The 24,528-nt window shown below is 67.1% G+C and carries 22 protein-coding genes; 14 read left to right on the top strand and 8 right to left on the bottom strand.

Annotated features, from left to right (window positions below):
- Positions 1-14: 14 nt before the first annotated feature.
- The gene (locus EES48_RS12055; RefSeq protein ID WP_122467242.1) at positions 15-554 is read right to left on the bottom strand and encodes a gamma carbonic anhydrase family protein; all 540 of its coding nucleotides are present in this window, start codon (positions 552-554) and stop codon (positions 15-17) included.
- A gap of 297 nt (positions 555-851) precedes the next feature.
- Here EES48_RS12055 and EES48_RS12060 point away from each other — a divergent pair, with 297 nt between their 5' ends.
- Positions 852-1,619, top strand: a complete 768-nt coding sequence (locus tag EES48_RS12060) for a PhoH family protein (RefSeq protein WP_122467248.1) — start codon at positions 852-854, stop codon at positions 1,617-1,619.
- 63 nt (positions 1,620-1,682) lie between these two features.
- Here EES48_RS12060 and EES48_RS12065 read toward each other — a convergent pair whose 3' ends face one another.
- Together EES48_RS12065 and EES48_RS12070 are read right to left on the bottom strand one after the other, a co-directional pair.
- Complete coding sequence (locus EES48_RS12065; RefSeq protein WP_122467251.1) at positions 1,683-2,954, bottom strand: cation:proton antiporter domain-containing protein; 1,272 nt, start codon at positions 2,952-2,954, stop codon at positions 1,683-1,685.
- Between the two features lie 36 nt (positions 2,955-2,990).
- On the bottom strand, positions 2,991-3,428 hold the full coding sequence (locus tag EES48_RS12070; protein ID WP_122467255.1) for an NUDIX hydrolase: 438 nt from the start codon (positions 3,426-3,428) through the stop codon (positions 2,991-2,993).
- 46 nt (positions 3,429-3,474) lie between these two features.
- Between EES48_RS12070 and EES48_RS12075 the strand changes: the two genes are divergently transcribed.
- The gene (locus EES48_RS12075; RefSeq protein ID WP_122467259.1) at positions 3,475-4,878 is read left to right on the top strand and encodes an FAD-binding oxidoreductase; all 1,404 of its coding nucleotides are present in this window, start codon (positions 3,475-3,477) and stop codon (positions 4,876-4,878) included.
- 3 nt (positions 4,879-4,881) lie between these two features.
- On the opposite strand, the gene EES48_RS12080 is transcribed toward EES48_RS12075, so the two are convergent.
- Both EES48_RS12080 and EES48_RS12085 read right to left on the bottom strand, forming a co-directional pair.
- The gene (locus EES48_RS12080) at positions 4,882-6,513 is read right to left on the bottom strand and encodes an alpha-amylase family glycosyl hydrolase (protein WP_240623342.1); all 1,632 of its coding nucleotides are present in this window, start codon (positions 6,511-6,513) and stop codon (positions 4,882-4,884) included.
- Positions 6,510-8,366: an alpha-amylase family glycosyl hydrolase gene (locus EES48_RS12085; protein WP_205679456.1), complete on the bottom strand. Its 1,857-nt coding sequence runs from the start codon at positions 8,364-8,366 to the stop codon at positions 6,510-6,512. The genes EES48_RS12080 and EES48_RS12085 overlap by 4 nt, the downstream gene beginning before the upstream one ends.
- Positions 8,367-8,667: 301 nt before the next feature.
- Between EES48_RS12085 and EES48_RS12090 the strand changes: the two genes are divergently transcribed.
- From EES48_RS12090 to EES48_RS12100, 3 genes are all read left to right on the top strand, one after another.
- Positions 8,668-11,526 (top strand): TonB-dependent receptor, encoded by a 2,859-nt coding sequence (locus EES48_RS12090; RefSeq protein ID WP_122467267.1) that lies wholly within the window; start codon positions 8,668-8,670, stop codon positions 11,524-11,526.
- A gap of 82 nt (positions 11,527-11,608) precedes the next feature.
- Positions 11,609-13,132 (top strand): tryptophan halogenase family protein, encoded by a 1,524-nt coding sequence (locus EES48_RS12095; protein WP_122467271.1) that lies wholly within the window; start codon positions 11,609-11,611, stop codon positions 13,130-13,132.
- Positions 13,129-14,664, top strand: a complete 1,536-nt coding sequence (locus EES48_RS12100; RefSeq protein WP_122467274.1) for an MFS transporter — start codon at positions 13,129-13,131, stop codon at positions 14,662-14,664. The genes EES48_RS12095 and EES48_RS12100 overlap by 4 nt, the downstream gene beginning before the upstream one ends.
- Before the next feature lie 24 nt (positions 14,665-14,688).
- On the opposite strand, the gene EES48_RS12105 is transcribed toward EES48_RS12100, so the two are convergent.
- Genes EES48_RS12105 through EES48_RS12115 form a run of 3 tightly spaced genes read right to left on the bottom strand, consistent with a single transcriptional unit; the run spans position 14,689 to position 16,405 of the window.
- Positions 14,689-15,438 (bottom strand): head GIN domain-containing protein, encoded by a 750-nt coding sequence (locus tag EES48_RS12105; RefSeq protein WP_122467277.1) that lies wholly within the window; start codon positions 15,436-15,438, stop codon positions 14,689-14,691.
- Positions 15,435-16,025 carry a DUF1700 domain-containing protein gene (locus tag EES48_RS12110; RefSeq protein WP_122467282.1) on the bottom strand — a complete coding sequence of 197 codons (591 nt, stop codon included), beginning with the start codon at positions 16,023-16,025 and terminating at the stop codon, positions 15,435-15,437. The genes EES48_RS12105 and EES48_RS12110 overlap by 4 nt, the downstream gene beginning before the upstream one ends.
- Positions 16,022-16,405, bottom strand: a complete 384-nt coding sequence (locus EES48_RS12115) for a PadR family transcriptional regulator (protein WP_122467287.1) — start codon at positions 16,403-16,405, stop codon at positions 16,022-16,024. The genes EES48_RS12110 and EES48_RS12115 overlap by 4 nt, the downstream gene beginning before the upstream one ends.
- Before the next feature lie 273 nt (positions 16,406-16,678).
- Here EES48_RS12115 and coxB point away from each other — a divergent pair, with 273 nt between their 5' ends.
- The 9 genes from coxB (at position 16,679) to EES48_RS12160 (ending at position 24,507) form a co-directional block, all read left to right on the top strand.
- A complete protein-coding gene (coxB, locus tag EES48_RS12120; protein WP_240623343.1) occupies positions 16,679-17,665 on the top strand; it encodes a cytochrome c oxidase subunit II in 987 nt (328 codons plus the stop codon).
- Positions 17,666-17,688: 23 nt separating this feature from the next.
- Positions 17,689-19,356, top strand: a complete 1,668-nt coding sequence (gene ctaD / locus EES48_RS12125) for a cytochrome c oxidase subunit I (RefSeq protein ID WP_122467295.1) — start codon at positions 17,689-17,691, stop codon at positions 19,354-19,356.
- Positions 19,357-19,488: 132 nt separating this feature from the next.
- Positions 19,489-20,469, top strand: a complete 981-nt coding sequence (locus tag EES48_RS12130) for a heme o synthase (protein WP_122467299.1) — start codon at positions 19,489-19,491, stop codon at positions 20,467-20,469.
- Positions 20,460-20,657, top strand: a complete 198-nt coding sequence (locus EES48_RS12135) for a hypothetical protein (protein WP_122467303.1) — start codon at positions 20,460-20,462, stop codon at positions 20,655-20,657. Before EES48_RS12130 ends, EES48_RS12135 begins: the two co-directional genes overlap by 10 nt.
- Positions 20,654-21,226 carry a cytochrome c oxidase assembly protein gene (locus EES48_RS12140; RefSeq protein ID WP_122467306.1) on the top strand — a complete coding sequence of 191 codons (573 nt, stop codon included), beginning with the start codon at positions 20,654-20,656 and terminating at the stop codon, positions 21,224-21,226. Before EES48_RS12135 ends, EES48_RS12140 begins: the two co-directional genes overlap by 4 nt.
- A gap of 48 nt (positions 21,227-21,274) precedes the next feature.
- The gene (locus tag EES48_RS12145; protein WP_122467311.1) at positions 21,275-22,177 is read left to right on the top strand and encodes a cytochrome c oxidase subunit 3; all 903 of its coding nucleotides are present in this window, start codon (positions 21,275-21,277) and stop codon (positions 22,175-22,177) included.
- Positions 22,135-22,545, top strand: coding sequence for a DUF983 domain-containing protein (locus EES48_RS12150; protein WP_338067385.1), 411 nt, complete (start codon positions 22,135-22,137; stop codon positions 22,543-22,545). The genes EES48_RS12145 and EES48_RS12150 overlap by 43 nt, the downstream gene beginning before the upstream one ends.
- Positions 22,532-23,248, top strand: coding sequence for an SURF1 family protein (locus EES48_RS12155; protein ID WP_122467316.1), 717 nt, complete (start codon positions 22,532-22,534; stop codon positions 23,246-23,248). The genes EES48_RS12150 and EES48_RS12155 overlap by 14 nt, the downstream gene beginning before the upstream one ends.
- The gene (locus tag EES48_RS12160) at positions 23,245-24,507 is read left to right on the top strand and encodes a M16 family metallopeptidase (protein ID WP_162998150.1); all 1,263 of its coding nucleotides are present in this window, start codon (positions 23,245-23,247) and stop codon (positions 24,505-24,507) included. Before EES48_RS12155 ends, EES48_RS12160 begins: the two co-directional genes overlap by 4 nt.
- The last annotated feature ends 21 nt before the right edge of the window (positions 24,508-24,528 follow it).

Raw genomic sequence — 24,528 nt, forward strand, 5'->3', positions numbered from 1 at the left:
GCCCGAACACGCTATCATGAGTCTTGGGACTGGTGACGCTCCGCCAGATCGCGCGCATGCCGCCGCCAGTTCTCGACGTAGTGCAGGGCCGAGGCGCCGATGTGGGCGATCTGCTCGGGCGTCAGTTCGCGGACCACCCGGCCGGGCTGGCCCATGACCAGACTTCCATCGGGGATCACCTTGCCCTCGGGGATCAGCGCGCCGGCGCCGATCAGGCAGTTGCGACCTATCATCGCCCGGCCCAGCACGATGGCGCCGATGCCGATCAGACTGTTCTCCCCAATGGTGCAGCCGTGCAGCATGGCCTGATGGCCGACGGTGACGTTATCGCCCACGATCAGCGGCTCGCCCAGATCGGTGTGACAGACCGCGCCGTCCTGGATGTTGGTGTTGCGGCCGATCACGATCGGATCGTTGTCGCCGCGCAGCACCGCGCCGTACCAGACGCTGGCCCCGGCCTTGAGCGTCACGTCGCCCAGGACCACGGCGCCCGGTGCAGCCCAGCTGTCGGCATCAAGGGCAGGGCGCTTCTCGGCGAGATCATAGACGGCCATGACGACGTCTCCGTGATGAGGGCTTTAAGCGATCGTAAACCACGATAGTCTCGAATGGTCGGGCGATTCGGGGTCTCGGCCACGACCGCATCTTCCGCCGGATCGACCGGTCCGGTGACGCTCAAGCGAGGGGGCTTCCTTGCTGCGTTCGGCGTATCGGCGGATCAATCCGCCGCCAGGGTCACCGCCCACCGCGTCCGAGGCCGCACGCGCCGTCTCGTCCTCCTCCCCCACCGCCGTCGTTCGAGGCGAGTCCCCGTCGGGCTCGCCTTTTTTCATGCCCGAAAGGCTGATTCCATGACCAAGCGAGCCGCCGTGAAACGTCAGATGCGCGAAGGCGTCTTCGACACTCACCAGTTTTCTGACGACGCCAAGGTACGGCGGCTTCCGGTCGATCGCGGCGGCTGGTCGCCCCATCCGTCCAACGATGACCGGGATCAGGCCTATCTCAAGACGCTGAAGCCCAAGTCGGAGGGTCAGGCCGAGCTGATGCAGGCGATCGACACGCATAACATGGTCCTGGCCCTCGGGCCGGCCGGCACCGGCAAGACCTATCTGGCCGTCGCCAAGGCGGTCGAGGCGCTGGAGGCCGGCAAGATCGGCCGCATCGTGCTGAGCCGTCCGGCGGTCGAGGCCGGCGAATCCATCGGCTATCTGCCCGGCGACATGGAAGACAAGCTGGCGCCCTATCTGCGCCCGCTCTACGACGCCCTGTCGGACCGGCTGTCGATGAAGCGGGTCAAGGCGCTGATGGCCGAGGGGCTGATCGAGATCGCTCCGGTCGGCTACATGCGCGGGCGCACCCTGAACAACGCCTTCATCGTGGTCGACGAGGCCCAGAACTGCACCTATGTCCAGCTCAAGATGCTGCTGACCCGGCTGGGCTGGCACTCGACCATGGTGGTCACGGGCGACCCGCAGCAGTCCGATCTTCTGCCGGGCATCTCGGGCCTGTCGGACATCGCCGAGCGACTGGAGCAGGTGCCGGACATCTCGGTGATCCGTCTGGCGGAGCGCGATATCGTCCGGCACCCGCTGGTCGCCTCGATGATCGGGGTGCTCTGACGCACACCCCGCGATCGAACTGAGAGGGCCGGCTCCGCAGAGCCGGCCCTTTGCCTTCTGGATTCAGCGCGGTTCGGGGATGGTCTTGACCGGGTCGGGACGGGCGATCTCGACCGGCTCGGCCGCCTCGGCTCGGGCGATACGGCCCGCGTCGGGCGCCGCGCCCATTCGGTCGATCAGCTTGAACACGAACGGATTGACGGTGATCGACAGCAGCGCCGCCGCCAGGATCAGGTCGTGCGTCTCGCGGCTCATGGCGCCGAGGTACATCGACAGCGCCGCCAGGATGAAGGAGAACTCGCCGATCTGGGCGAGCGAGGCGCCGACGGTCAGGCTGGTCTTGCGATCCAGCTTGAAGACGGTGGTGATGGCCAGGGCGGCCAGGGTCTTGCCGACCACGACGATGAACAGCACGCCCAGGACAGCCAGGGGCTCGCGCCACAGGATGGTGGGGTCGAACAGCATGCCGACCGAGACGAAGAACAGCACCGCGAAGGCGTCGCGCAACGGTAGGGACCGTTCCGCCGCGTTGTGGCCGAGCGGCGTGCCGTTCAGAACCAGGCCGGCGACGAATGCGCCGAGGGCGAAGGAGGCGCCGAACACCGCATAGGCCAGCCAGGCGATGCCCAGAGCGATTGCCAGCACCCCCAGGGTGAACAGCTCGCGCGACTTGGTGTGGGCGATCCGGACCAGCAGCCACGGCAGCACCTTGCCCCCGACCACCAGCATCAGACCGACGAACACCGCCACCTTGACCAGGGTGACGCCGATATTGACGCCGAGGGTCCCCAAGTCCTGGGTCTGGCCCGCCGGCACGACGATCAGCGGCAGCATAACCAGGGCGATGACGATGACCAGGTCTTCGACGATCAGCCAGCCGACGGCGACGCGACCGATCTCACCCTTGACCTGACGGCGCTCCTCCAGCGCCCGGATCAGCACCACGGTCGAGGCGACCGAAAGGGAGAAGCCCAGCAGCAGGGCCTCGGTGTCGTTCAGACCCAGAAGAAAGCGGCCCAGCAGCCAGCCCATCGCCGTCGCCGCCGCGATCTGGGCCAGCGCGCCGGGCACGGCGACCTTGCGCACCTGCATCAGGTCCTTGGGTGAGAAGTGCAGCCCGACCCCGAACATCAGCAGGATCACCCCGATTTCGGCCAGCTGCGGCGCCAGCTCGGTGTCGGCGACATAGCCGGGCGTGAAGGGACCCACGACAATCCCGGCCACCAGATAACCGACCAGGGGCGAGAGTTTCAGCCGATTGGCCAGCATGCCGAACACGAAGGCCAGCACGAAACCGCCGACGAGGGTCATGATCAGGCTGTCGGCGTGCGGCATCGGGTCTCCGTCGTTTCGATTGTCAGGCTTGGCCGTTCATGTGGCGGCTGAAGGCGCGAATCTCAAGGCGGCGGCGATGATTACGCGGCGACTTTCTGACCAGTCCACCGCGGCCAAGCCCTCATTCAGTGGCCAGAACCGCGCCTCGGCCGCGTCGTCGCCGGCCACGGGCTCGCCCGCGATCCACGCCGCCGCATAGTCGATCAGCACGTAGTGGACGCCGGGAAACAGGCCATCGACAACGTCGATCAGGCCGGTCAGCCGCGCCTCGACACCGGTTTCCTCGGCGAGTTCGCGCAGCGCCGCCTCGGCCGCCCGTTCGCCTGGCTCGATCCGCCCGCCGGGCAGGGACCATTCGCCAAGCCGCGGCTCGCGCCCGCGCCGGATCAGCAACACCTCGACGCCGCCCGATCCATTGCGCAGACAGACGATGCCGACGGCGGGAATGGGGAGACCGGGCGATGAAGCCGTCATGCAATATTCCCTTGGCGAAGCGCCTTCCGTTCTACAGGGTTTGGACATGAGCGCCTCCCCTGCCGCCATCGACGAACTGAAGTCCGCCCTGGGTCCGGGCGGCTGGAGCGACGACCCGGAGATCATTGCGCCGCGCCTGACCGAATGGCGCGGCCAGTGGCGGGGCGAGACGCCGCTGTTGCTGCTACCCGACACGGTCGAGGCGGTGGCGCGCGCGGTCCGGGTCTGCGCCACGCACGGCGTGGCCATCACGCCCCAAGGCGGCAACACCGGCCTGGTCGGCGGCCAGATTCCGCAGGGCGAGGTGCTGTTGTCGCTGTCGCGCATGCGCCAGGTTCGCCAGGTCTGGCCGCTGGAGGACGTCATGGTGGTCGAGGCCGGGGTGACACTGCTGGAAGCACAGCAAGCGGCGGCCGATAGCGAGCGGATGTTCCCGCTCAGTCTTGCCGCCGAAGGCACGGCCACGATCGGTGGGGTGATCTCGACCAACGCCGGAGGCACGGCGGTGCTGCGTTACGGTGTGGCGCGCGACCTGGTGCTGGGGCTGGAAGCGGTGCTGCCCAATGGCGAGATCTTCCACGGCCTTAAGCGGCTGAGAAAGGACAACACCGGCTACGACCTGAAACAATTGCTGATCGGGGCGGAGGGCACGCTGGGCGTCGTTACGGCGGCGGCGCTGAAGTTGTTTCCGGTCATGCGTTCGCGCGCCACGGCGATGGTCGCCGTGGCCTCGATAGAGGACGCCCTGATGCTGCTAGGCCGCGCTAAGGCCGAGACCGGCGGCGGCGTGGAGGCGTTCGAACTGATGGGGCGACCCGGACTGGATCTGGTGCTGGCCCATATCCCGGACACGCGCGATCCGCTGGAGATCCCCACGCCTTGGCGGGTGCTGATCGAGCTGGTCTCCGGTGAGGCGGGCTTGGCCGAGCGGGCGCTTGAACGCCTGCTGGAATCCGCCCTGGAAGCGGGCCTGATCCAGGACGCGGCGGTGGCCCAGAACGCCGCCCAGGCCCAGGCGATGTGGCGACTGCGCGAAGACATGTCGGCGGCCCAGAAGGCGGCGGGTGGGGGCTGGAAACACGATGTCTCGCTGCCGCTCTCGGCCCTGGCCGAGTTCGTCGCTCGCGCCGACGCGGCGTTGAGAGCAGCCCATCCGGGCATTCGGCTGGTCACCTTCGGCCATCTGGGAGACGGCAATCTGCACTACAACGTCGTGCCGCCGGCCGACGGCGATCCGGCCGCCTTCGCGGAGCGGCGAGAGGAGGGCGCGCGGATCGCCCATGATCTGGTCCACGCCCTGGACGGTTCGATCTCGGCCGAGCATGGCCTTGGTCGGCTCAAGACCGAGGAGGCGCGACGCTACAAGGATCCGGTCCAGATCGCCGCCATGCGCGCCGTGCGCGACGCGCTCGACCCCCAGCGGATCATGAACCCGCGCGTGCTGTTCTGAGTCTCAGGCCCGGACCGCCACCAGCGCGGCATAAGCCTTGAGCGATCCCGACAGATCGCCGCCGTTCACCGCCTCCTCGACCCGCCAGCCCGACGGCGGCGACCAGTCCGCCGCCTCGCCCGACAGGTTGAAGGCGCATAGCACCGCCGCGTCTCCGTCGCCGCGCGTGAACGCCACGACCGGCGCCGCCGTCTCGATCAGGATCAGGTCACCGGTGCGCAGCGCCTCCAGTCGGTGACGCAGAGCCACAGCGCGGCGGGCGACGTGCAGGGTGGCGTCCGGGTCGGCCTCCTGGCGATCCACGGCCAAGGGAACGTGGCGCGGATCGACCGGCAGCCACGGTTCGACCGGCGAGAAGCCGGCGTGCGGCGACGACGCCGTCCAGGGGATCGGCGTGCGGGCCCCGTCGCGGCCCAGGGTCTCGGGCCAGTTCATGATGGCTTCGGGATCGACCAGTCGCTCGAACGGCACCTCGGCCTGGGGCAGGCCCAACTCTTCGCCCTGATAGAGGAAGACATTGCCGCGCAGGCACATCAGCAGGATCAGGGCCATCTCGGCGAAGGCCTTGCGATCGGCCTCGGGCGCCCAACGCGACACAGCGCGCGGCGCATCGTGGTTGGAAAAGGTCCAGGACGGCCATCCCTCGCCCTCTTCACCCGGCCACATGCGGGCGTGCTCGGCCAGATTCTCCGGCGTCAGGCGGTCGGCGTAGAGGTAGAGGAAGCCATAGGCGCTGTTCAGCCGGTCGGGCCCGGCGGTGTAGAGCTTCATCTCGCTCTCGGCCTGGCCGCCGCCGACCTCGGCTACCAGGAAGCGACCGCCACGCGCGTCGGTGCGCTGGCGGATGCGGCTGAGGAAATCCGGGATCTCGGGCTGGCTCTGGTTGTGCAGATGTAGCTGGAAATCAAAGGGCCGGGTGCGCTTGCCGGGCGTCGGATCCGGCGGATTGTCGGTCAAGGCCGGGTCATGCATGGCGAAATTGATGGCGTCGAAGCGGAAGCCGTCGACCCCCCGATCCAGCCAGAAATCCACCGTGTCGAGCAGCGCCTCCTGCAGGTCCGGATTGGCCACGTTCAGCTGGGGCTGCTCGGGCAGGAAGTTGTGCAGATAATACTGGCCGCGCCGCGCATCCCAGGTCCAGGCAGGTCCCCCGAACACCGACTGCCAGTTCGACGGCGGCGAGCCCTCGGGTTTGGCGTCGGCCCAGACGTACCAGTCGGCATGTGTGCCTGCGTGATCCTCGCGGCTGGACTGGAACCAGGCGTGCTGATCCGAGGTGTGGCAGAACACCAGGTCAATGATCACCTTCAGGCCCAGGTCGTGGGCGTGTTCGACCAGCCGGTCGAAGTCCGCAAGCGTGCCGAAGATCGGATCGACGTCGCGGTAGTCGGCGACATCGTAGCCGAAGTCTTTCATCGGAGAGGTGAAGAAGGGCGACAGCCATACGCCCTCGACTCCCAGGGAGGCGATGTGGTCGAGCCGCTCGGTGACGCCGTTCAGGTCGCCGACGCCGTCGCCGTCGGAGTCGGCGAAACTGCGCGGATAGACCTGGTAGATCACCGCGCCGCGCCACCAGTCGGGGTCGGACGCGGTCACGGGCCGGGCCAGGGACGCGGGAGCGGGCTGGGCGGTCAAGCGGCGGCCTCCGAGACGCAAACGACATAGCTGTAGGGGGCCAGGTCGACGCGGACGCTGCCGGGGGCCGAGGCCTGGGGGGCGCATTGCCCCGAAAGCGAGGTCCAGTCCAGCGATGTGGCGTCAACCCACACATTCTCGCTGATCGCCTCGCCGGAGGTGTTCATGGCGACCAGAACTTCACGGCCGTCGAGACGGCGCGAGAAGGCGAACAGGCCGGCCTCGGCGCCCGAGGCGCGGGTGACCTGAAGCCCCTGACGCAGGGCGGGCTCGGCGGCGCGAACGCGGGCCATCTCGGCGATGGCGGCATAGAGGGGGTGGCCGGTATCGAAGTTGCGCTCGGCCGTGGTGGCCGTCGTGCCCACCAGGGTCTCGGCGTTGTAGCTCTCGACCTGGCTTGCGAACATGTTCTGGCGCGCCGCCTGGTCGCCCTCCAGGCCCACAAAACCTTGCTCGTCCCCGTAGTAGATGGTGGGCGAACCGCGGCCGAACATCATCAGGGCGTGGCCCAGGATGACGCGCCGGATGATCTCCTCGTCCGAAGTCTCCGGATTGGCCTGTTTCACGAACATGGCGAAACGCCCCATGTCGTGGTTGCCGAGGAAGGTCGGCAGGCCCAGCGCGGCCTCTTCACCGCCCTTGTAGATGGCGTCGGCCTCATAGAGGGCGGCCAGGGCGTCGGTCCCCTTGCCGCGCGCGATCACGTCGGTGGCCACGCTCTGGAAGGCGAAGTCCAAAAGGGCGGGGAAGCCGTCGACGTGACTGAACCGAGCCAGATAGGCCGGATCGGGGTTATAGACCTCGCCGAAGATGTGGAAATTGGGGATGCCGCGCGCCTCGGCCCGCTCCAGCATGGCCGGAACGAAGGCCTGCCAGAATTCCGGATTCACGTGCCGGGCGGTGTCGATGCGGAAGCCGTCGATGCCGAACTGATCGATCCAGCCGCCGAAGATCTCGATCATCCCCTCGACCACGCGCGGATGTTCGGTGAAAAGGTCGTCCAGCCCGACGAAGTCGCCATGCTGGCTGATCTCGCCCGGCACGCCGAAATTGCCCCGGTTGTGGTAGTAGATCGGATCGTTCAGCCAGGCCGGGGTCTTCACCCCTTCCTCGCCGTCGGGGACGAACGGCGTGTAGGCGTAGTCGGATCGCGTCAGGCGGGCGAAATTCTCCGCCGTCTGGATGTGGTCGCCCAGGAAGCCCTCATTGATCGGCGCGTTGTCCACACCGCCTTGGCGGCTGTAGGGATAGTCGGCTCGCGACCGATAGGTGCAGCTGGAATCCGGGCATTCCCGATGCTTGATCACGTCGGCGGTGTGGTTGGTGATGATGTCCAGATACACCTTCATACCCCGCGCGTGGGCGGCGTCGACGAAGGCCTTCATGTCGGCGTTCTCACCAAAGTGGGCGTCGACCCGGGTGAAATCGGTGATCCAGTAGCCGTGGTAGCCCGCGGACTCGTTGCCCGGAGACCCCTGCACCGGCTTGTTCTGATAGATTGGGCCGAGCCAGATGGCCGTCGCGCCGAGGCCTTGGATATAGTCCAGTTGCGCGATCAGTCCGCTTAAGTCCCCGCCATGGAAGAACCCCTTGTGGGTCGGATCGAAGCCGGTTGTCAGGCGATCCCCTTCCAGTCCGCCGCGGTCATTTGAGGGGTCGGCGTTTTCGAACCGGTCAGGCAGGACGAAATAGATAACCTCGTCCGAGGCAGGCCGGGCCCGGAACTCTGTTGGGTCGCCGAGGGCTGCGGAGGGGCCGGCGAACATTGAGTCGGCAGGCTGGGCTGCTGCCGATGCTGCGGTCAGGCAACTGGCGGCCATAAGCAGCGCGGCCAGACGGCGCTTGGATGACATCGTTTTCCTCCTGGGCGCGGCCTTGAGTGGCGCGTTCGTCTTCATTGCCTCACGGGGCAATGCAAATGTTTGCAACGACACGGCCACCTGTCAAGGCGCTTTCTGTCACGATAAGGACACGGTTTCGTAAACTGCACCGCTGAAAATGAATGATAATTTCCGGTTATTTGATGTGTGAAAAAGGTTTCCCTTCTGAAGGCTTTTTCAGGCTTGCCAGATTGCCGTCTTTTTGCGCAATCTTTGCGAACGCCGAGTTTCGACCCGCTGCAACAGAATCGCGGGCGCCGGCAGGGAGGATGAGATGATCGACCGTTCCAAGTCCGCACGCGTGCGCCTGATGACCGGCGCTGGGGTTTTGGCTCTGACCTTGTCGCTGGGTGGTATCGTCCATGCCCAGGCGGCCGCGCAGCCGCCGGTCGGCGAGGATGAGGACGCGCAGGCCACCGAGCTGGAAGAAATCGTGGTCACCGGCATTCGCGCGTCGATCGCGAGCGCGGTCAACCAGAAGCGCAACGAGACCTCTATCGTCGAAGTGATCACTGCCGAGGACATCGGTAAGCTGCCCGATCAGTCGATCACGGAATCCATCGCCCGCCTTCCCGGCATCACCGCCCAGCGCCTCGATGGCCGGGCTCAGGTGATCTCGATCCGCGGTCTCGGGCCCGACTTCACCACCGCACTGCTGAACGGCCGCGAGCAGGTCACCACAGGCGACAACCGCGGTGTCGAGTTCGACCAGTTCCCGTCGGAGCTGCTGGGGTCGGTGGTGGTCTACAAGACTCCCGACGCCATGCTGGTCGGCCAGGGGCTTGCGGGCACGGTGGATCTTCGCACCATTCGTCCGCTCGAGTATGGCCGTCAGGCCCTGGCGGTGAACTATCGCTACGAGTTCAACGACCTCGAGAGCCTGAATTCAGGCGCCGAGGACACTGGTCAGCGCTACTCCGTGTCCTATGTCGATCAGTTCTTCGACAACACCCTGGGCGTGGTTCTGGGCTATGCCCACATGGAATCGCCCTATCAGAACGAGCGCTACAACTCGTGGGGCTATCCGGCGGCAGACTGCCGCACGCTGAACTTCGACGGCTCGACGCCCTTCACATGCGACGGGGCCGGCAACCCGCAGCCGGGCTATGAAGATGTAATCGGCGTGCCGATCCTCGGCGGCGCCAAGCCCTATGCTCAATCAGGTCTGGTCGATCGCGACGGCTATGTCGGTGTGGTCCAGTGGGATCCGAACGAGCGATTCAGCGCCACGTTCGACGCCTTCTACTCCCAGTTCGAGAACACCCAGATTCTGCGCGGTATCGAAATCCCGCTGTGGTGGGGCGCCGGCAACGGCGTCAACGAACGACTTGAGCCCGGCGCCGTCGTCGAGGACGGCTTGGTCACCCAGGCCACCTTCACCAACGTCGATCCGGTGGTCCGCAATGACCTGAATACCCGTGACGCCGACACCCTGGCCCTGGGCGCCAATCTGCGATTCCAGTTGACCGACAACTGGGCCCTGATCGCCGACTTCAGCCATTCCAGCGTGGATCGCACCGATCAGGTCGTCGAATCCTACTCCGGCACCGGGCGCGGAGCGGCGGGCGGCAACACGGACGTGACCTATACGATTGACGACAATGGGGTCGCCACCTTCGACCTCAGCAGAGACTACACCGACCCGACGACCATGCGGCTGACCGACCCCAAGGGTTGGGGCGGCACGCGCAATCAGGCTGGGTATCTGAACTCACCGACCACCGAGGACGACCTGAACGCGGTGCGCCTGACGCTCGAAGGCTATATCGACGCTGGTCCCATCTCGTCGGTGGAATTCGGGGCCAATCTCTCGAGCCGCGAGAAATCCTATGTGGCCGACGAGTTCTTCCTGCAGGTCGCGGGCGGCCTGGACGACGTCGCCATCCCCGCCGCCTGTTTGCTGGACCCGACCAACATCGAGTTCCTCAACATCCAGATGATCAGCTACGACACGGCGTGCGTGCTGGATTCAGGCGTGCTGGAGGCGCAGCGCAACCCGGCCTTCGACGTGCTGTCCAAGAACTGGGTGGTCACCGAGGACATCAACAGCCTCTACTGGCAGGCCAATCTGGAGCAGGAACTCGGCTGGGCCCGGCTGCTCGGCAATGTCGGCTTCCAGATCAATTCCGTCGAGCAGCGGGGGTCGGGCTTCGCCACATCCGCAGCGACCCCCGAGTTGGTCGCCATCGAGGACGGCGCCGACTACATCGACTTCCTTCCCAGCGCCAATCTGATCTTCCAGTTCGGCGACAACGACATCCTGCGTTTCGCTGCGGCCCGCGTTCAGGCGCGGCCCCGCATGGATCAACTCCGCGGCAGCCAGAACTTTTTCTACAACGAGACCAATCGCAATTCGACGGACATCAACGCGGCCTACTTCGGCGGCAACGGAGGAAATCCCTCGCTTCGGCCTTGGGAAGCCGACGTGTTCGATATCTCGTACGAGCACTATTTCGGCCCGGGGGCTTACGTGTCTGTGGCGGCCTTTTACAAGGACCTGCGGACCTACATTTTCAACCAGAACGTCACCTTCGACTTCACCGGCTTCCCCTACCCCGATCCGCTCCCGCCGGAGCCCGGCCAGCCGGCCCCGCCGGAAGTGCCGGCCTCGTTCCTCGGTCTCTACAGCTCACCGCAGAACGGCGAGGGCGGCACGATCCAGGGCATCGAGGTCGCGGCCTCCATTCCGTTCGGTCAATTCTTCTCGCCTCTGGAAGGCTTCGGGCTGGTCGCCAGCTATTCGGACACCTCGTCCGACATCCAGCCCGAGCCCGGCAATCCGTCGCGACCCATCGAGGGTCTGTCGGAGAAGGTCTCGAACGTGACGCTCTACTATGAGCGGTACGGGTTCCAGGCCCGCGTTTCGAACCGCTATCGCTCGGAATTCCTGGGCGAGGTGGCGGGCTTCGCCAACGGTCGTGCTTTCCGCAACGTGGGCGAGGAATCGCTGATCGATGCGCAGCTGGGCTACGAGTTCCAGTCCGGACCGCTGGAAGGTCTGTCCTTCCTGGTCCAGGGCAACAACCTGACCGACGAGCCCTTTACCACCCTCGAGGCCACCGACCCGCGTCGCGCCATCGACTATCAGCGCTACGGCCGCACCTTCCTGTTCGGCGTCAACTACCGCTTCTGATGCCTGTGGCGTATCGAGGCCCTGACGGATCATCCGCCAGGGCCTCGGCGCTGCCTGAGCGCCGCTTTTCGGCGACGTGCCCATGACGCCTCCCATCCGCAAACTGGTCGTCGTCGGCGGAGGCTCCGCCGGATGGATGGCGGCCGCGGCCATGAAGCGGGTGTTCGGCGATCTGCTGGACGTCACCCTGGTAGAATCCGAGGCTATCGGCACGGTCGGGGTGGGCGAGGCGACCATTCCGGACATCCGCCTGTTCAACACGCTTCTGGGCCTGGACGAGGATGAATTCCTCGCCGCCACCGAGGGCTCGATCAAACTTGGCATCGAATTTGTCGACTGGACGCGGATGGGTCATCGCTATCTGCACGCCTTCGGCGAAGTCGGCCTGCCCGTCGGCGGGCTGAGCTTTCACCAGTACTGGCTGAGGGCGCAGGAGGCGGGCGATGCCTCGGACCTGTGGGAGCATTCGCTCAATGCCCAGGCCGCGCGGCTGGACCGGTTCGACCGACCCGAGAGGACCGACACCGGCCGCATGGGGCCCTTGGTTTGGGCCTATCATTTCGATGCCGGCCTTTATGCGAAATTCCTGCGCGGCTGGTGCGAGGCGCGGGGTGTGCGCCGGGCCGAGGGTCAGGTGGTCGAGGTGCTTCAGGGCGCCCCCGATGACGGTGTGGCCGGCGTGCGGCTGGATCGCGGCGAGTTGGTCGAGGGCGACCTCTTCATCGACTGCTCGGGCTTTCGCGGCCTGCTGATCGAGGGAGCGCTGAAGGCCGGTTACGACGACTGGACCGAGTGGCTGCCAGCCGACCGGGCCGTGGCCGTGCCGTGCGCCAGCGTCAGCCCTCTGACCCCCTACACCCGCTCGACCGCCCGAGAGAGCGGCTGGCAGTGGCGCATCCCGCTGCAGCACCGCACCGGCAACGGCTATGTCTATTCCAGCCGCTTCATCTCCGACGACGAGGCGGCCGCGCGGCTGATGTCCAGCCTCGACGGCGAGGCCCTGGCCGAGCCACGCACCCTGCGCTTCACAACCGGCAAGCGGCGGCGGATGTGGGTGAAGAACGTTGTCGCCCTGGGCCTGGCTTCCGGCTTCATGGAGCCGCTGGAATCGACCTCGATCCATCTGGTGCAGGCGGGACTGGAGAAGCTGATCCGACTGTTCCCCAACACAAACATGGCACCCGGTCTGGCCGAGACGTTCAACCGAGAGATGGACGCCGAATTCGAGGCGGTGCGCGACTTCCTGGTGCTGCACTATCGCGCCACGGAACGTGACGACACGCCTTTCTGGCGGCATTGCCGCGACCTGCCCCAGCCGCCAGGCCTGGCGCGCAAGCTGGCCGTCTGGCGCGCCAACGCCAGCCTGCCCAACGAAGCGGCCGACCTGTTCAAGCCGCCCAGCTGGCTGCAGGTGCTGGTGGGGCAGGGGGTGATGCCGGAGGGTCGCCACGCTCTCGCTGACCAGGTCGCGCCCGACAAGCGCGACCGCTTTCTCGCCGACATCCGCGCCCTGGTTGATCTGGGCGTCGCCCGCCTTCCCGACCACGGCCAGTTCCTCGCCGACCGCCGCCGGGCCGCCCAGCCCCAGCCGAGAGTTCCCGCATGACCAGCGTCTCGCCCGAAGCCGCCACCGCCGCGCCCGCACGCCGTCTCAGACCGCGCCTGTCGGGCCTGGCCATCTGGAACATGTGCGTCGGCTTCTTCGGCATCCAGATCGCCTTTGGGCTTCAGAGCGCCAACACCAGCCGCATCTTCCAGACCCTGGGCGCCGAGGTCGACCAACTGGCCATCCTATGGATCGCGGCGCCCCTGACCGGCCTGCTGGTCCAGCCGGTGGTCGGCTATTTCTCGGACCGGACCTGGGGGCGGCTGGGCCGGCGGCGGCCCTACTTCCTGTTCGGCGCGATCTTCGCCTCGGTGGCGCTTGTGGCCATGCCCAACTCGCCCACCCTGTGGTTCGCGGCGGCCATGCTTTGGATCATGGACGCGGCCATCAATGTGACCATGGAGCCGTTCCGCGCCTTCGTCGGCGACAATCTGCCCGACGAGCAGCGCACCTCGGGCTACGCCATGCAGACCTTCTTCATCGGCCTGGGCGCGGTCTTCGCGTCGTGCCTGCCCTGGATGCTGTCGAACTGGTTCGGCATGGCCGGGGCGGTCGACGGCGGTGGGGTCACCGACGCGGTCAAGATCGCCTACTACGTCGGCGCCGCGGGGATGCTGGGCGCGGTCCTCTGGACCGTCGTCAGCACCAAGGAATACAGCCCCGAGGAGGTCGAGGCGTTCGAAGCTCACCGCGCCACGGCCACCGGCGACGACGAGCGTCTGGCCCCCGCGCGCAGCCCCTCGGCCTATCTCAAGGGCGGCGCCCTGTGGATCCTGGCGGGCCTGGTCGGCGTGGCCGTGGTCGCGGCGCTGGACATCGAAAAGGAGCTCTACATCCTGTTCGGCTTCGTCGCCGGCTTCGGGGTGCTCCAGATCGTCGTCGGCCAGATGCAGCAGGCCGGCCGGGAGAACGGCCTCAGCGAGATCACCCACGACGTGTTCCGCATGCCGGTCACCATGCGCGACCTGGCGGTGGTTCAGTTCTTCAGCTGGTTCGCCCTGTTCTCGATGTGGATATACGCCACCCCGGCCGTGACCGCCGTCCACTACGGCGCGACCGATCCGTCATCGGCGATTTACAACCAGGGCGCCGATTGGGTCGGGGTGCTGTTCGGCATCTACAACGGGGTGGCGGCGCTGGCGGCCTTTGGCATCCCTCTGGTCGCCCGTCGCATCGGGCGGCGCGGCGCCCACGCGTTGAACCTGGCCATCGGCGCGCTGGGCTTGGTCGGGGTGTTCCTGATCCGCGATCCCGGCCTGCTGTGGCTGCCGATGATCGGGGTGGGCATCGCCTGGGCATCGATCCTGTCGATGCCCTACGCCATCCTCTCGGGCGCGGTGCCGGGTCGCAAGATGGGCGTCTATATGGGAATCTTCAACATTTTCATCGTCGTGCCCCAGCTGGTGGCGGCGACCATCCTGGGCCTGATCCTGCGTAGCGTCTTCAACGGCCAGGCCATCTGGGCCCTGGCGATCGGCGGGGTCAGCTTCCTGATCGCCGCGGGCATGGCCCTGAGGGTGCGGGAGGTCTGACCCCCCGCACCCCTGCTTGACGGCTCAGTCGACCACGCGGATGTCACCCGAGCCCGCCACCTGGCTGGTCATGGTGGCCGGACGGCCGTGCAGGACAACGTCCCCCGACCCCGAGACGGCGGCCGACACCGTGCCCGTGGCGGTCAGGTCTATGTCGCCCGATCCGGCCACCGAGGCCTGGGCGTCGCCGGCCTGGAGATATTCCAGGTCCAGCTCGCCGGAGCCCGAGACATTGGCTTCGACCCGGTCAGTGCGGCCGGCGGCGTCGACGTCCCCTGAGCCGGCGACCGAGACCGCCAGCGCCGGCTGGTCGTAGCCGCGGATCGACAGGTCGCCCGAGCCGCGCAGCTCGAAGCGTGACACGTCAGGCGCGGTGACGGTGATGCGCAGATCATCGTCGTCCAGACTGCGCCAGCTGTTTTCCTCGGCGAAGGCCAGGCGACCGTCGGTCAGGGTCAGGCTGTCCAGCACATCCTGGCGCCCCTCGGCCACGACCGAGGCGGGCGCGCCCTGCACGAAGACGACGGAACCCGGGATGTCGACGGTCAGCCGATCGCCGCCCGTCCAGTCCAGGGTGCGCTGGGCCTGGGGGCCGGCCGGCACACGACGGTCCTCGTCCCAGTGGTCCCAGCCGCCGTCCATGTCCCAGTTCCAGGCGGACCCGTTCCAGTGGCCGGCGCGGATGTCGGCGCCGCCCAGGGCGGCCGCGCCGCCGATGCCGACGATGGACAGCGCCAGGCCGGCGCCGGCGATGATGGCGAGGGTGCGGATCATGGGCGGGCTCCTTGGGCGGGGGTGGTGTGCTGATCGAGCGCCGGCTTGAGCAGGCGATAATGAAGACGGGCGAACCAGACCAGGCCGTTGACCAGCCAGATCGACAGGATGGTCAGGATGGCGGCCCCGAAGACCGCGCCGCCCATCATGCCGAGCCCCAGCAGGACGGCTGCGAACGGCCCGCCCGGCGGGTCAGTGAAGGGCCCGATGGCGAGCACGCCGCCGCCGGCGATGAACACCCCGATGGCGCCGACGAACAGGCCGGCCAGGGCGCTGACCACGGCGGTCAGCAGGGGCAGCAGGATGATGATGTCCAGGGCGCCGAGGCCGACCAAGGCGAAGATGGCCGCGGCCGCGCTGGACGGATTGCGCTGGTCTTCCCAGCGCTTCAGTCCCTGTTCGGCCCGCAGTTCACGCGCCAGGCGGTCGGGGTCGCCTAGCGCGGCCGAGACCTCGGCTTCGGTGCGGCCAGCGGCCTTGCCGTCGTCGAAATGGCGTTCGTAGTCGTTGAGGATCTCGGCCTGGGCGCCGATCGGCATGCCGGCCAGACCCGACTTGAGACGGGCGAGAAAATCGACGCGGGTCATGAGCGGGCCTCGTGTTGCGGGGCGGCCGCCGCTGCATCGGCGGTCGCGGGATCGGGGAGGGGCGCATCGACGATGGCGTCGACGGCGCGGGCGAAAGCGGTCCAGTCGGCGCTCTGGCGCGCCAGGCTGTCACGACCGGCCTGGGTCAGCCGATAGTATTTGCGCGACGGTCCGGCCGACGATTCGACCAGATAGGTCTCGACCAGCCCATCGGACTGGAGCCGACGCATCAGGGGATAGATGGTGCCTTCCCCCATATCGACGCCCTCGGCCAGACGACTGGCGATCTCGTAGGCGTAGCTGTCGCCGCGGGCCAGCAAGGCCAGCACGCACAGGCTCAGGACGCCCTTCTTCAGTTGAGTTTCAATGATCTCGGGCATGGGCCCTCCGTGGATAAGGACTGGTGTATCGCCCACTAGCTGTTCACGCAAGGTAGCTTGCGTGACATGACAAAACTTTAAGGATGCGACCTCCGAACGCGGTCGAAAGGCTGGCTTGTGCTTGGCAAGCGCGGAGTGAGCCGATATGGACCGCCCTGACGCGAAGCGGGCCGAAATGGCCCGCCGCATGGTGTTGCGACCGCTTCGCAAGAGGCTGTCCGGAAACGGCTATTGAGGATTTCTCGAATGGGGATGGGCAAGCGAGCCAGGTCCATGGTCGCCTCGACCATGCTGGCGGCCACGAGCCTGATGTTCACCGCGGGCCACGCCCTGGCCTCGGAAGGGTTGATGGGTCAGCCGACGCCGGGCGCCATTGGCCTCCAGCCGGCGGCCTCGCCGCTGAAGGAGAGCGCGCACTTCTTCCACAATGTGATCCTGCTGCCGGTCATCGTGGTGATCAGCCTGTTTGTGCTGGGTCTGCTGTTGTGGGTGGCCTTCCGCTACAACGCCAAGCGTAACCCCACCCCCGCGCGCTGGAGCCACAACACACTGGTCGAGGTCATCTGGACCGTGGTGCCGGTGCTGATTCTGATGGTCATCGCCATCTTCTCGTTCCGGCTGTTGTTCCAGTACAATGACATGCCCGAGCCGGACCTGACCGTGAAGGTCACCGGCAACCAGTGGAACTGGGCCTACGAGTATCCGGACCAGGCCGTGCCGGAATACATTTCCAACATGCTGCCGGAAAACGAGACGACGCCGCAGCTCTATCGTCTGGCCGCCGACGAGCCGATGGTGGTGCCGGTCGGCCAGACCGTGCGCCTGCTGGTCACCGCCGCCGACGTGATCCACGCCGTGGCCCTGCCGGCTTTCGGCATCAAGACCGACGCCATCCCGGGTCGCGTCAACGAGACCTGGTTCCGCGCCGACCGTGTCGGCACCTTCTATGGCCAGTGTTCGGAACTGTGCGGCGTCGATCACGCCTTCATGCCGATCCAGATCAATGTGGTGACCCAGGCCGAGTTCGAAGCCTGGGTGGTCAGCCGGGGCGGCTCCATGACCGCCGCCGCCGATGCGGCCGCTGAAGCCGCCGCCCAGGAGGCCGCGGCACAGGAAGCGGCCAACACCGCCGCCGCCGAAGCCGACGCCGCCGGCGCCGAGACCCCCGCCGCCGGACCCGCCTCTCCGGAGACTCCCGCCGCCGGCGACGAGCCGACCCCGGGCGCCGCCGCCCCCACTGCGACCGCGCCGGCCGCCTGAGCAAGAATTCGGAAGACCACGATATGGCCACCGCAACCGCCACCGCTCACGGTCACCACGACGACCACGGGCACGATCACAAGCCGGGCTTCTTCACCCGCTGGTTCCTGTCGACCAACCACAAGGACATCGGCACGCTGTACCTGATCTTCGCCATCATGGCGGGGATCGTAGGCGGCGCCCTGTCGGGGCTGATCCGCTGGGAGCTGGCCGAGCCGGGCATCCAGATCTTCCGTGAAGGCTCGATCATCCAGTATCTCGGCATCGTCGAGGCCTCCAAGCACGGTTACAACGTCACCGTCACGGCCCACGCCCTGATCATGATCTTCTTCATGGTCATGCCCGCCATGATCGGCGGTTTCGGCAACTGGTTCGTGCCGATCATGATCGGCGCGCCGGACATGGCGTTCCCGCGCATGAACAACGTCTCGTTCTGGCTGCTGGTGGCCGCCTGGATTCTGCTGTGCCTGTCGATGTTCGTCGACGGCGGCCCAGGGCGCGGCTTCGGCGGCGGCTGGACCATCTATCCGCCCCTTTCGACCACGGGTCACACCGGCCCGGCCATGGATCTGGCAATCTTCGCCCTGCACGTGGCGGGCGCATCGTCGATCCTGGGCGCGGTCAACTTCATCACGACCATCTTCAACATGCGCGCGCCGGGCATGACCCTTCACCGCATGCCGCTGTTCGCCTGGTCGGTCCTGATCACCGCCTTCCTGCTGCTGCTGTCGCTGCCGGTCCTGGCGGGCGCCATCACCATGCTGCTGACCGACCGCAATTTCGGCACCAGCTTCTTCAATCCCGCCGGCGGCGGCGATCCGGTGATGTTCCAGCACCTGTTCTGGTTCTTCGGTCACCCCGAGGTCTACATCCTGATCCTGCCGGGCTTCGGCATCATCAGCCACATCGTCTCGACCTTCTCCAAGAAGCCGGTGTTCGGCTATCTGGCCATGGCCTACGCCATGGTGGCCATCGGCTTCATCGGCTTCGTCGTGTGGGCCCACCACATGTACACCGTGGGCATGCCGATCAATCTGCGCGCCTATTTCGTGGCCGCGACCATGATCATCGCGGTGCCGACGGGGGTGAAGATCTTCAGCTGGATCGCCACCATGTGGGGCGGATCCATCAGCTTCAAGACGCCCATGCTGTGGGCCGTCGGCTTCATCTTCCTGTTCACCGTCGGCGGCGTGACCGGCGTGGTCCTGGCCAACGCCGCCATGGATTACAGCCTGCATGATACCTATTACGTGGTGGCGCACTTCCACTATGTGCTGTCGCTGGGCGCCGTCTTCGCGATTTTTGCGGGCTTCTACTACTGGTTCGAGAAGATGTTCGGGGTGAAATACAACGAGTTCCTCGGCGCGACCCACTTCTGGATCATGTTCGTGGGGGTGAACCTGGTGTTCTTCCCGCAGCACTTCCTCGGTCTTCAGGGCATGCCGCGCCGTTACGTGGACTATCCGGAGGCCTATACGCTCTGGAACCATGTTTCGACGGTGGGCTACGTCATCACCATCGTCGGCGTGGGCGTGTTCCTGCTGATGCTGCTGGAGGCCGCCATCCGGCGTCGTCCGGGCGTGGCCAATCCCTGGGGAGAGGGCGCGACCACACTGGAGTGGACGCTCAGCTCGCCCCCGCCGCACCACCAGTTCAACGAGCTGCCGGTGGTCAAGGCGGATCACCACTGATCGCGTCCCCGGCGCGCGACGATGTCCTGAACGCGCTGGACACGAGACCACACTGGACATTGAGGGCTCAGGCGTCATCGCCTGGGCCCTCGACGTTTCATCCGGCGCTCTAGAGGAGTAACACCACCGCCGATGCCCACGCCCGCCGCTCCCGTCGTCTCGACCGCCCAGCCGGAAGACTATTTCCAGCTGCTGAAGCCGCGCGTCATGTCGCTGGTGATCTTCACGGCGGTGACCGGGCTGGTGGCGGCGGGCGGCGACATCGATCCCCTGCTGGCCGCCATCGCGGTCTTGTGCATCGCCGTCGGCGCCGGCGCCGCGGGGGCCTTGAACATGGCGCTCGAAGGCGAGACCGACGCCCTGATGCGGCGCACGCGGGGACGGCCGGTGGCGGCGGGACGCGTGAGGCGCGACGACGCCCTGACCTATGGCGCGGTGCTTTCGCTGTTCTCGGTCATGCTGCTGGGCATGGCGGTCAATTGGGTGGCGGCGGGTCTGCTGGCGCTGACCATCGCCTATTATGCCGGCTTCTACACCCTGCTGCTGAAGCGACGGACGCCCCAGAACATCGTCATCGGCGGGGCGGCCGGCGCCCTGCCGCCAGTGATCGGCTGGGCCGCCGCCACCGGGTCGGCGCCCTGGCAGGCCTGGCTTCTGTTCCTGATTATCTTCCTGTGGACCCCGCCGCACAGCTGGGCGCTGGCCCTCTACTCCGCGGGAGACTACGCGCGGGCGGGCATCCCGATGATGCCGGTGGCGCGCGGCGCGAAATCGACCCGGCTGCAGATCTGGCTCTACAGCCTGGTGTTCGTGCCGGTGGCGATCCTGCCCGCCTTCGTTGGCTTGGGCGGGCTGATCTATCTGGCGGCTTCTGTGGCGGGAGGCCTCGCCTTCCTGGCCCTGGCGTTCCGGCTGTGGCGCAGCCGGGCAGGCGACGCGCCGGACAAGGCCGAAGCCGTGGGGCGAGAGGCCGCATTGTATGATGTCCGCGCCGAGGCCAAACCGGCCCGCGATCTGTTCGCCTTTTCGATCCTGTATCTGATGCTGCTGTTCGCCGCCCTGTTGATCGAGCGGCTGCCGGCGTCCCAGGTGGTGTGCCCCTCATGCGTCTGACCGATGAACAAATGGCCGCCCGCAAGCGCCGCAATCTGGCGATCGCCCTGGGCCTGGTCGCCTTCATGGTGCTGATCTTCGTCACCACCGTCCTGAACCTGCGCCGCAACATCGAGGCGGCCGCCGATCAGCGCGCCGCCGAACAGGCCGAGTTCACCGCCCCCGTCGCGTCGGGAGTCCAGCGGTGAAGGCGGATCGCAAGAACCTGATCGCCCTGTTGTGTGGCGGGGTGGTGGTGCTGATGACCGGCGCGGCCTTCGCGGCGGTGCCGCTGTACCAGCTGTTCTGCGACGTCACCGGCTTCGGCGGCACGGTCAGCCGCGCCGAGGCGGCGCCGACCGAGGTGCTGGACGAGACCGTGCTGGTCCGGTTCGACACCAATGTGCGCGACCTGCCCATGACCTTCCGCGCCGAACAGGTCAGCCAGCGGGTGCGCATCGGCGAGACCGGCATGGCCTTCTTTGACGTGACCAACACCTCGGACCAGCCGATCCACGCCACGGCCGCCTACAATGTCGTGCCGACCCAGGCGGGCCCCTACTTCCAGAAGCTGCAGTGCTTCTGTTTCGACGGTCAGGTGATCGAGCCTGGTCAGACCCAGAAGTTCCCGGTCCAGTATTTCGTGGCCCCCGAACTGGCCACCGACCGCGAGGGCCGGGGCATCAAGGAAATCACCCTCAGCTACACCTTCTATCCGACCCAGGGGTTCGATCAGGCGGCGGTTTCCGACGCTCCGGGCTCTGGCGTCGCCGGATAGCGGACGCTATAGCCCACCAGACTCACGCCTGAATTCAGAGACCGCTTCATGGCCGACGCCCACGCCGCTCCGCATCACGACTATCACCTTGTCGACCCGAGCCCCTGGCCGCTGGTGGCCTCCATCGCCACCACGATCATGATGATCGGCGCGGTGGTGTGGATGAAGGGACTGGCTCCGGCCGACGCCCCACTAGGCGCGATCCTGGGCGACGGGCAGAAGGCGGTGTTCTTCGCCGGCTTCGCCGGCGTGCTCTACTCGATGTTCGGCTGGTGGTCGGACGTCATCAAGGAGAGCAAGGCGGGCGATCACACGCCGGTCGTCTCGATCGGCCTGCGCTACGGCATGATCCTGTTCATCGCCTCTGAGATCATGTTCTTCGCGGCCTTCTTCTGGATCTTCTTCGAGATGGCGATCTTCGACCATGCGCGCGAGGCCATCCCTCAGGTCAGCGCCTGGGCCGACACCGCCGCGGCCTGGTCGACCTGGCCGCCGCAGGGGATCGAGGTGCTGGATCCGTGGTCGCTGCCGCTGCTGAACACCGTCACCCTGCTGCTTTCGGGCTGCACCGTGACCTGGGCCCACCACGCCCTGCAGATCGGCAACCGCAAGGAAGCCAAGATCGCCCTGGGCCTGACCATCGCGTTGGGCGCCTTCTTTACGGCGATCCAAGCCTATGAATATTATCATATTCTGCACGAAAACCTGTTCTTCAACGACGCCGCGATTAATTCGGGCCTCTACGGCTCGATCTTCTTCATGGCGACGGGTTTCCATGGCTTCCACGTGCTGGTCGGGACCATCTTCCTGACTGTCTGTCTGATCCGCCTGCTGCGCGGCGGCTTCACCCCCCAGAAGCACTTCGGCTTCGAGGCGGCGGCCTGGTACTGGCATTTCGTGGATGTGGTTTGGCTGTTCCTGTTCGCCTTCGTCTATGTGGTCTTCGGCTGACCGAGGCGTCTGACCTCTCGCCCCTGATCGCGGGGCTGAGGGGGCGCTGCCCCGCCTGCGGTCGGGGGGCTCTGTTCGCGGGGTTCCTGAAGCCCCGCGACCGCTGCGAGACATGCGGCTACGATTTGGCCTCGGCCAACACCGGCGACGGCGCGGCCACCTTCATCATGCTGATCGGCGGGGGGCTGGTCGCTTTCCTCGCCCTGTTCGCCGAAATCGCCTGGCGGCCGCCAATTTGGCTGCACCTGACGCTGTGGGTTCCGCTGGCGGGCGCCGTCTGCCTGGGTCTGATGCGTCCATCGAAGGGTTTGATGATCGGGCTGGAGGTCCGTAACCGCGCCCGAGAGGTGCGCAATGACGACTTCTGAACGGCGGCGCTTCCCCTTGGGCCTGACGGCCGCCTGCGGACTGTCGCTGGCGCTCTTGTTGGGGCTCGGGATCTGGCAGGTGCAGCGTCTGGGCTGGAAGACCGCCCTGATCGCCCAGGCGGAGGCGCGCGCCGCCGAACCGGCCCGCCCATTTGCCGAGGTGTTTCATCAGCGGCCGGTCGATTTCCGCAAGGCGGTCGTCGACTGCCCGGGCCTGGCCACGGCGCCCTATGTCGAATTGCAGTCGATCCAGGATGGTCAGGCAGGCGTGCGGCTGATCTCGCTGTGCCAGCCGCCCGGGTTTGAGTTCCTCTATCTGGTCGATCGCGGCTTCGTGGCGGATACGATTTCGGCGCGGCCGCCGGTGCGCCCCTCCAACGAGATCACGCGCGTCGAGGTCGAGATGCGGATTCCGCCCGGAAACAGCCCGTTCACGCCGGCGCCCAGCGGAAACCGCTTTTATGGCCGCGATCGCCTGGCCATGGCCGAGGTGCTGGGGGCCGCGCTGCCGGTGGATATGCCGATCCTGTTCGCCACCACGTCCAGCAATCCGGACTGGCAGGCTCTGCGGCCCTCGGCTCCGCCGGCGGCCTATTCGAACAATCACCTCGGCTATGCCCTGACGTGGTTCGGACTAGCGATCGCCCTGTTCGGCTTCTACATCGCCCTGCTTCGCCGTCGACTGAGCCGGAGCGGTTCCTGACCCATATCGCAACCCTGCCGAACGGCGTCCGCGTCGTCGCCGATCCGACACCCGGCGCGCGGACCTTCGCCCTGACCGTGGCGGTGCGCGGCGGCGCGCGCTGGGAGGACGAGGCGCGCTCCGGTTGGTCGCACTTCCTCGAGCACATGGTGTTCAAGGGCGCGGGCGATCGCGACGCCCAGGCCATCGTCGAGGCCATCGAGGCCGAAGGCGGCTCGATCAACGCCGCCACCGGCCACGAACGCACAAGCTTCGAGGTGCGCGGCCTGGCGGGATCGCTGCCGACGGCGCTGGAGGTCGTATCGGACCTGATGTTCCGGCCGATGATGGACCCGGTCGAGATCGCCCGCGAGAAGGACGTCATCGCCCAAGAGATCGCCGAGGCGTTCGACACGCCCGACGACCACGTGTTCGACATGGCGGGGGCCATGGCCTGGGCCGGGCAGCCGGCCGGCCGGCCGATCCTGGGGTCGACAGCCAGCTTGGCGCCGATCGCCGCCGAAGCGTTGTCGGAATGGCGTCGCCGGCTTTACGAGCCGTCGCGAATGGTGGTGGTCGTCTCCGGCGCCGTCGATGCCGACGACCTGATGAAGCGAGGCGAGGCGGCCTTCGGGGTCGAGCCGGCCGGCGCCGACGACGCGCCCGAGGCCATGACCTTCACCGGTGGCCACGCGGTCGAGAGCCGCCGCATCGAACAGGCCAATCTGGTGTTTCAGCTGCCCGGCGTGGCCTGGACCGACGCCGATCAGCCGGCATTGAGGATTTTCGGCGAGATCCTGGGCGGCGGCATGGCCTCGCGGCTGTTCCAGAGCGCGCGCGAGCGACTGGGCCTCGCCTACGCCATTGATGCCTGGTCCGAGCCCGGCGAGGACGCGGGGGTGGTGGGTATCTACGCCGGGTCGGCCGCCGATCGCGCCGAGCGGCTCGCCGAGGTGGCGGCGCGAGAGGTCGCTGACCTGGCCGAGAAGGGGCCGAGCGAGGCCGAACTGTCTCGCGCCAAGGCGGTGCTAAAGGCCTCGCTGTGGATGGCCGACGAGAGCCTGACCTCCCGCTCCGGGCGGCTGGCGGCCCAGGTTCTAGTCCACGGCGCGCCGCGATCGACCGAGGATCAGGTCGCGGCGCTGGAGGCGGTCACGGTGTCCGAGGTGCGCGCGGTCGGCCGCCGCATCCTGGCTCCTGGGCGGTCGGCCACGGCCGTGCTGGGCCCGCGCGCGGCGGGCAAAGCGGGGAGGAAATTCCATGAGGCGCTGTTCGGCTAGCGTTCGATGTCGCGCGCCAGA

The sequence above is a fragment of the Brevundimonas lutea genome (genome assembly GCF_003704105.1).
GTDB lineage: Bacteria > Pseudomonadota > Alphaproteobacteria > Caulobacterales > Caulobacteraceae > Brevundimonas > Brevundimonas lutea.

Excerpts from the sequence above, each read along its gene's own strand:
- EES48_RS12055 (WP_122467242.1), bottom strand. The coding sequence starts at position 554 with ATGGCCGTCTATGATCTCGCCGAGAAGCGCCCTGCCCTTGATGCCGAC.
- EES48_RS12060 (WP_122467248.1), top strand. The coding sequence starts at position 852 with ATGACCAAGCGAGCCGCCGTGAAACGTCAGATGCGCGAAGGCGTCTTC.
- EES48_RS12065 (WP_122467251.1), bottom strand. The coding sequence starts at position 2,954 with ATGCCGCACGCCGACAGCCTGATCATGACCCTCGTCGGCGGTTTCGTG.
- EES48_RS12070 (WP_122467255.1), bottom strand. The coding sequence starts at position 3,428 with ATGACGGCTTCATCGCCCGGTCTCCCCATTCCCGCCGTCGGCATCGTC.
- EES48_RS12075 (WP_122467259.1), top strand. The coding sequence starts at position 3,475 with ATGAGCGCCTCCCCTGCCGCCATCGACGAACTGAAGTCCGCCCTGGGT.
- EES48_RS12085 (WP_205679456.1), bottom strand. The coding sequence starts at position 8,366 with ATGTCATCCAAGCGCCGTCTGGCCGCGCTGCTTATGGCCGCCAGTTGC.
- EES48_RS12090 (WP_122467267.1), top strand. The coding sequence starts at position 8,668 with ATGATCGACCGTTCCAAGTCCGCACGCGTGCGCCTGATGACCGGCGCT.
- EES48_RS12095 (WP_122467271.1), top strand. The coding sequence starts at position 11,609 with ATGACGCCTCCCATCCGCAAACTGGTCGTCGTCGGCGGAGGCTCCGCC.
- EES48_RS12100 (WP_122467274.1), top strand. The coding sequence starts at position 13,129 with ATGACCAGCGTCTCGCCCGAAGCCGCCACCGCCGCGCCCGCACGCCGT.
- EES48_RS12105 (WP_122467277.1), bottom strand. The coding sequence starts at position 15,438 with ATGATCCGCACCCTCGCCATCATCGCCGGCGCCGGCCTGGCGCTGTCC.
- EES48_RS12110 (WP_122467282.1), bottom strand. The coding sequence starts at position 16,025 with ATGACCCGCGTCGATTTTCTCGCCCGTCTCAAGTCGGGTCTGGCCGGC.
- EES48_RS12115 (WP_122467287.1), bottom strand. The coding sequence starts at position 16,405 with ATGCCCGAGATCATTGAAACTCAACTGAAGAAGGGCGTCCTGAGCCTG.
- coxB (WP_240623343.1), top strand. The coding sequence starts at position 16,679 with ATGGTCGCCTCGACCATGCTGGCGGCCACGAGCCTGATGTTCACCGCG.
- ctaD (WP_122467295.1), top strand. The coding sequence starts at position 17,689 with ATGGCCACCGCAACCGCCACCGCTCACGGTCACCACGACGACCACGGG.
- EES48_RS12130 (WP_122467299.1), top strand. The coding sequence starts at position 19,489 with ATGCCCACGCCCGCCGCTCCCGTCGTCTCGACCGCCCAGCCGGAAGAC.
- EES48_RS12135 (WP_122467303.1), top strand. The coding sequence starts at position 20,460 with ATGCGTCTGACCGATGAACAAATGGCCGCCCGCAAGCGCCGCAATCTG.
- EES48_RS12145 (WP_122467311.1), top strand. The coding sequence starts at position 21,275 with ATGGCCGACGCCCACGCCGCTCCGCATCACGACTATCACCTTGTCGAC.
- EES48_RS12155 (WP_122467316.1), top strand. The coding sequence starts at position 22,532 with ATGACGACTTCTGAACGGCGGCGCTTCCCCTTGGGCCTGACGGCCGCC.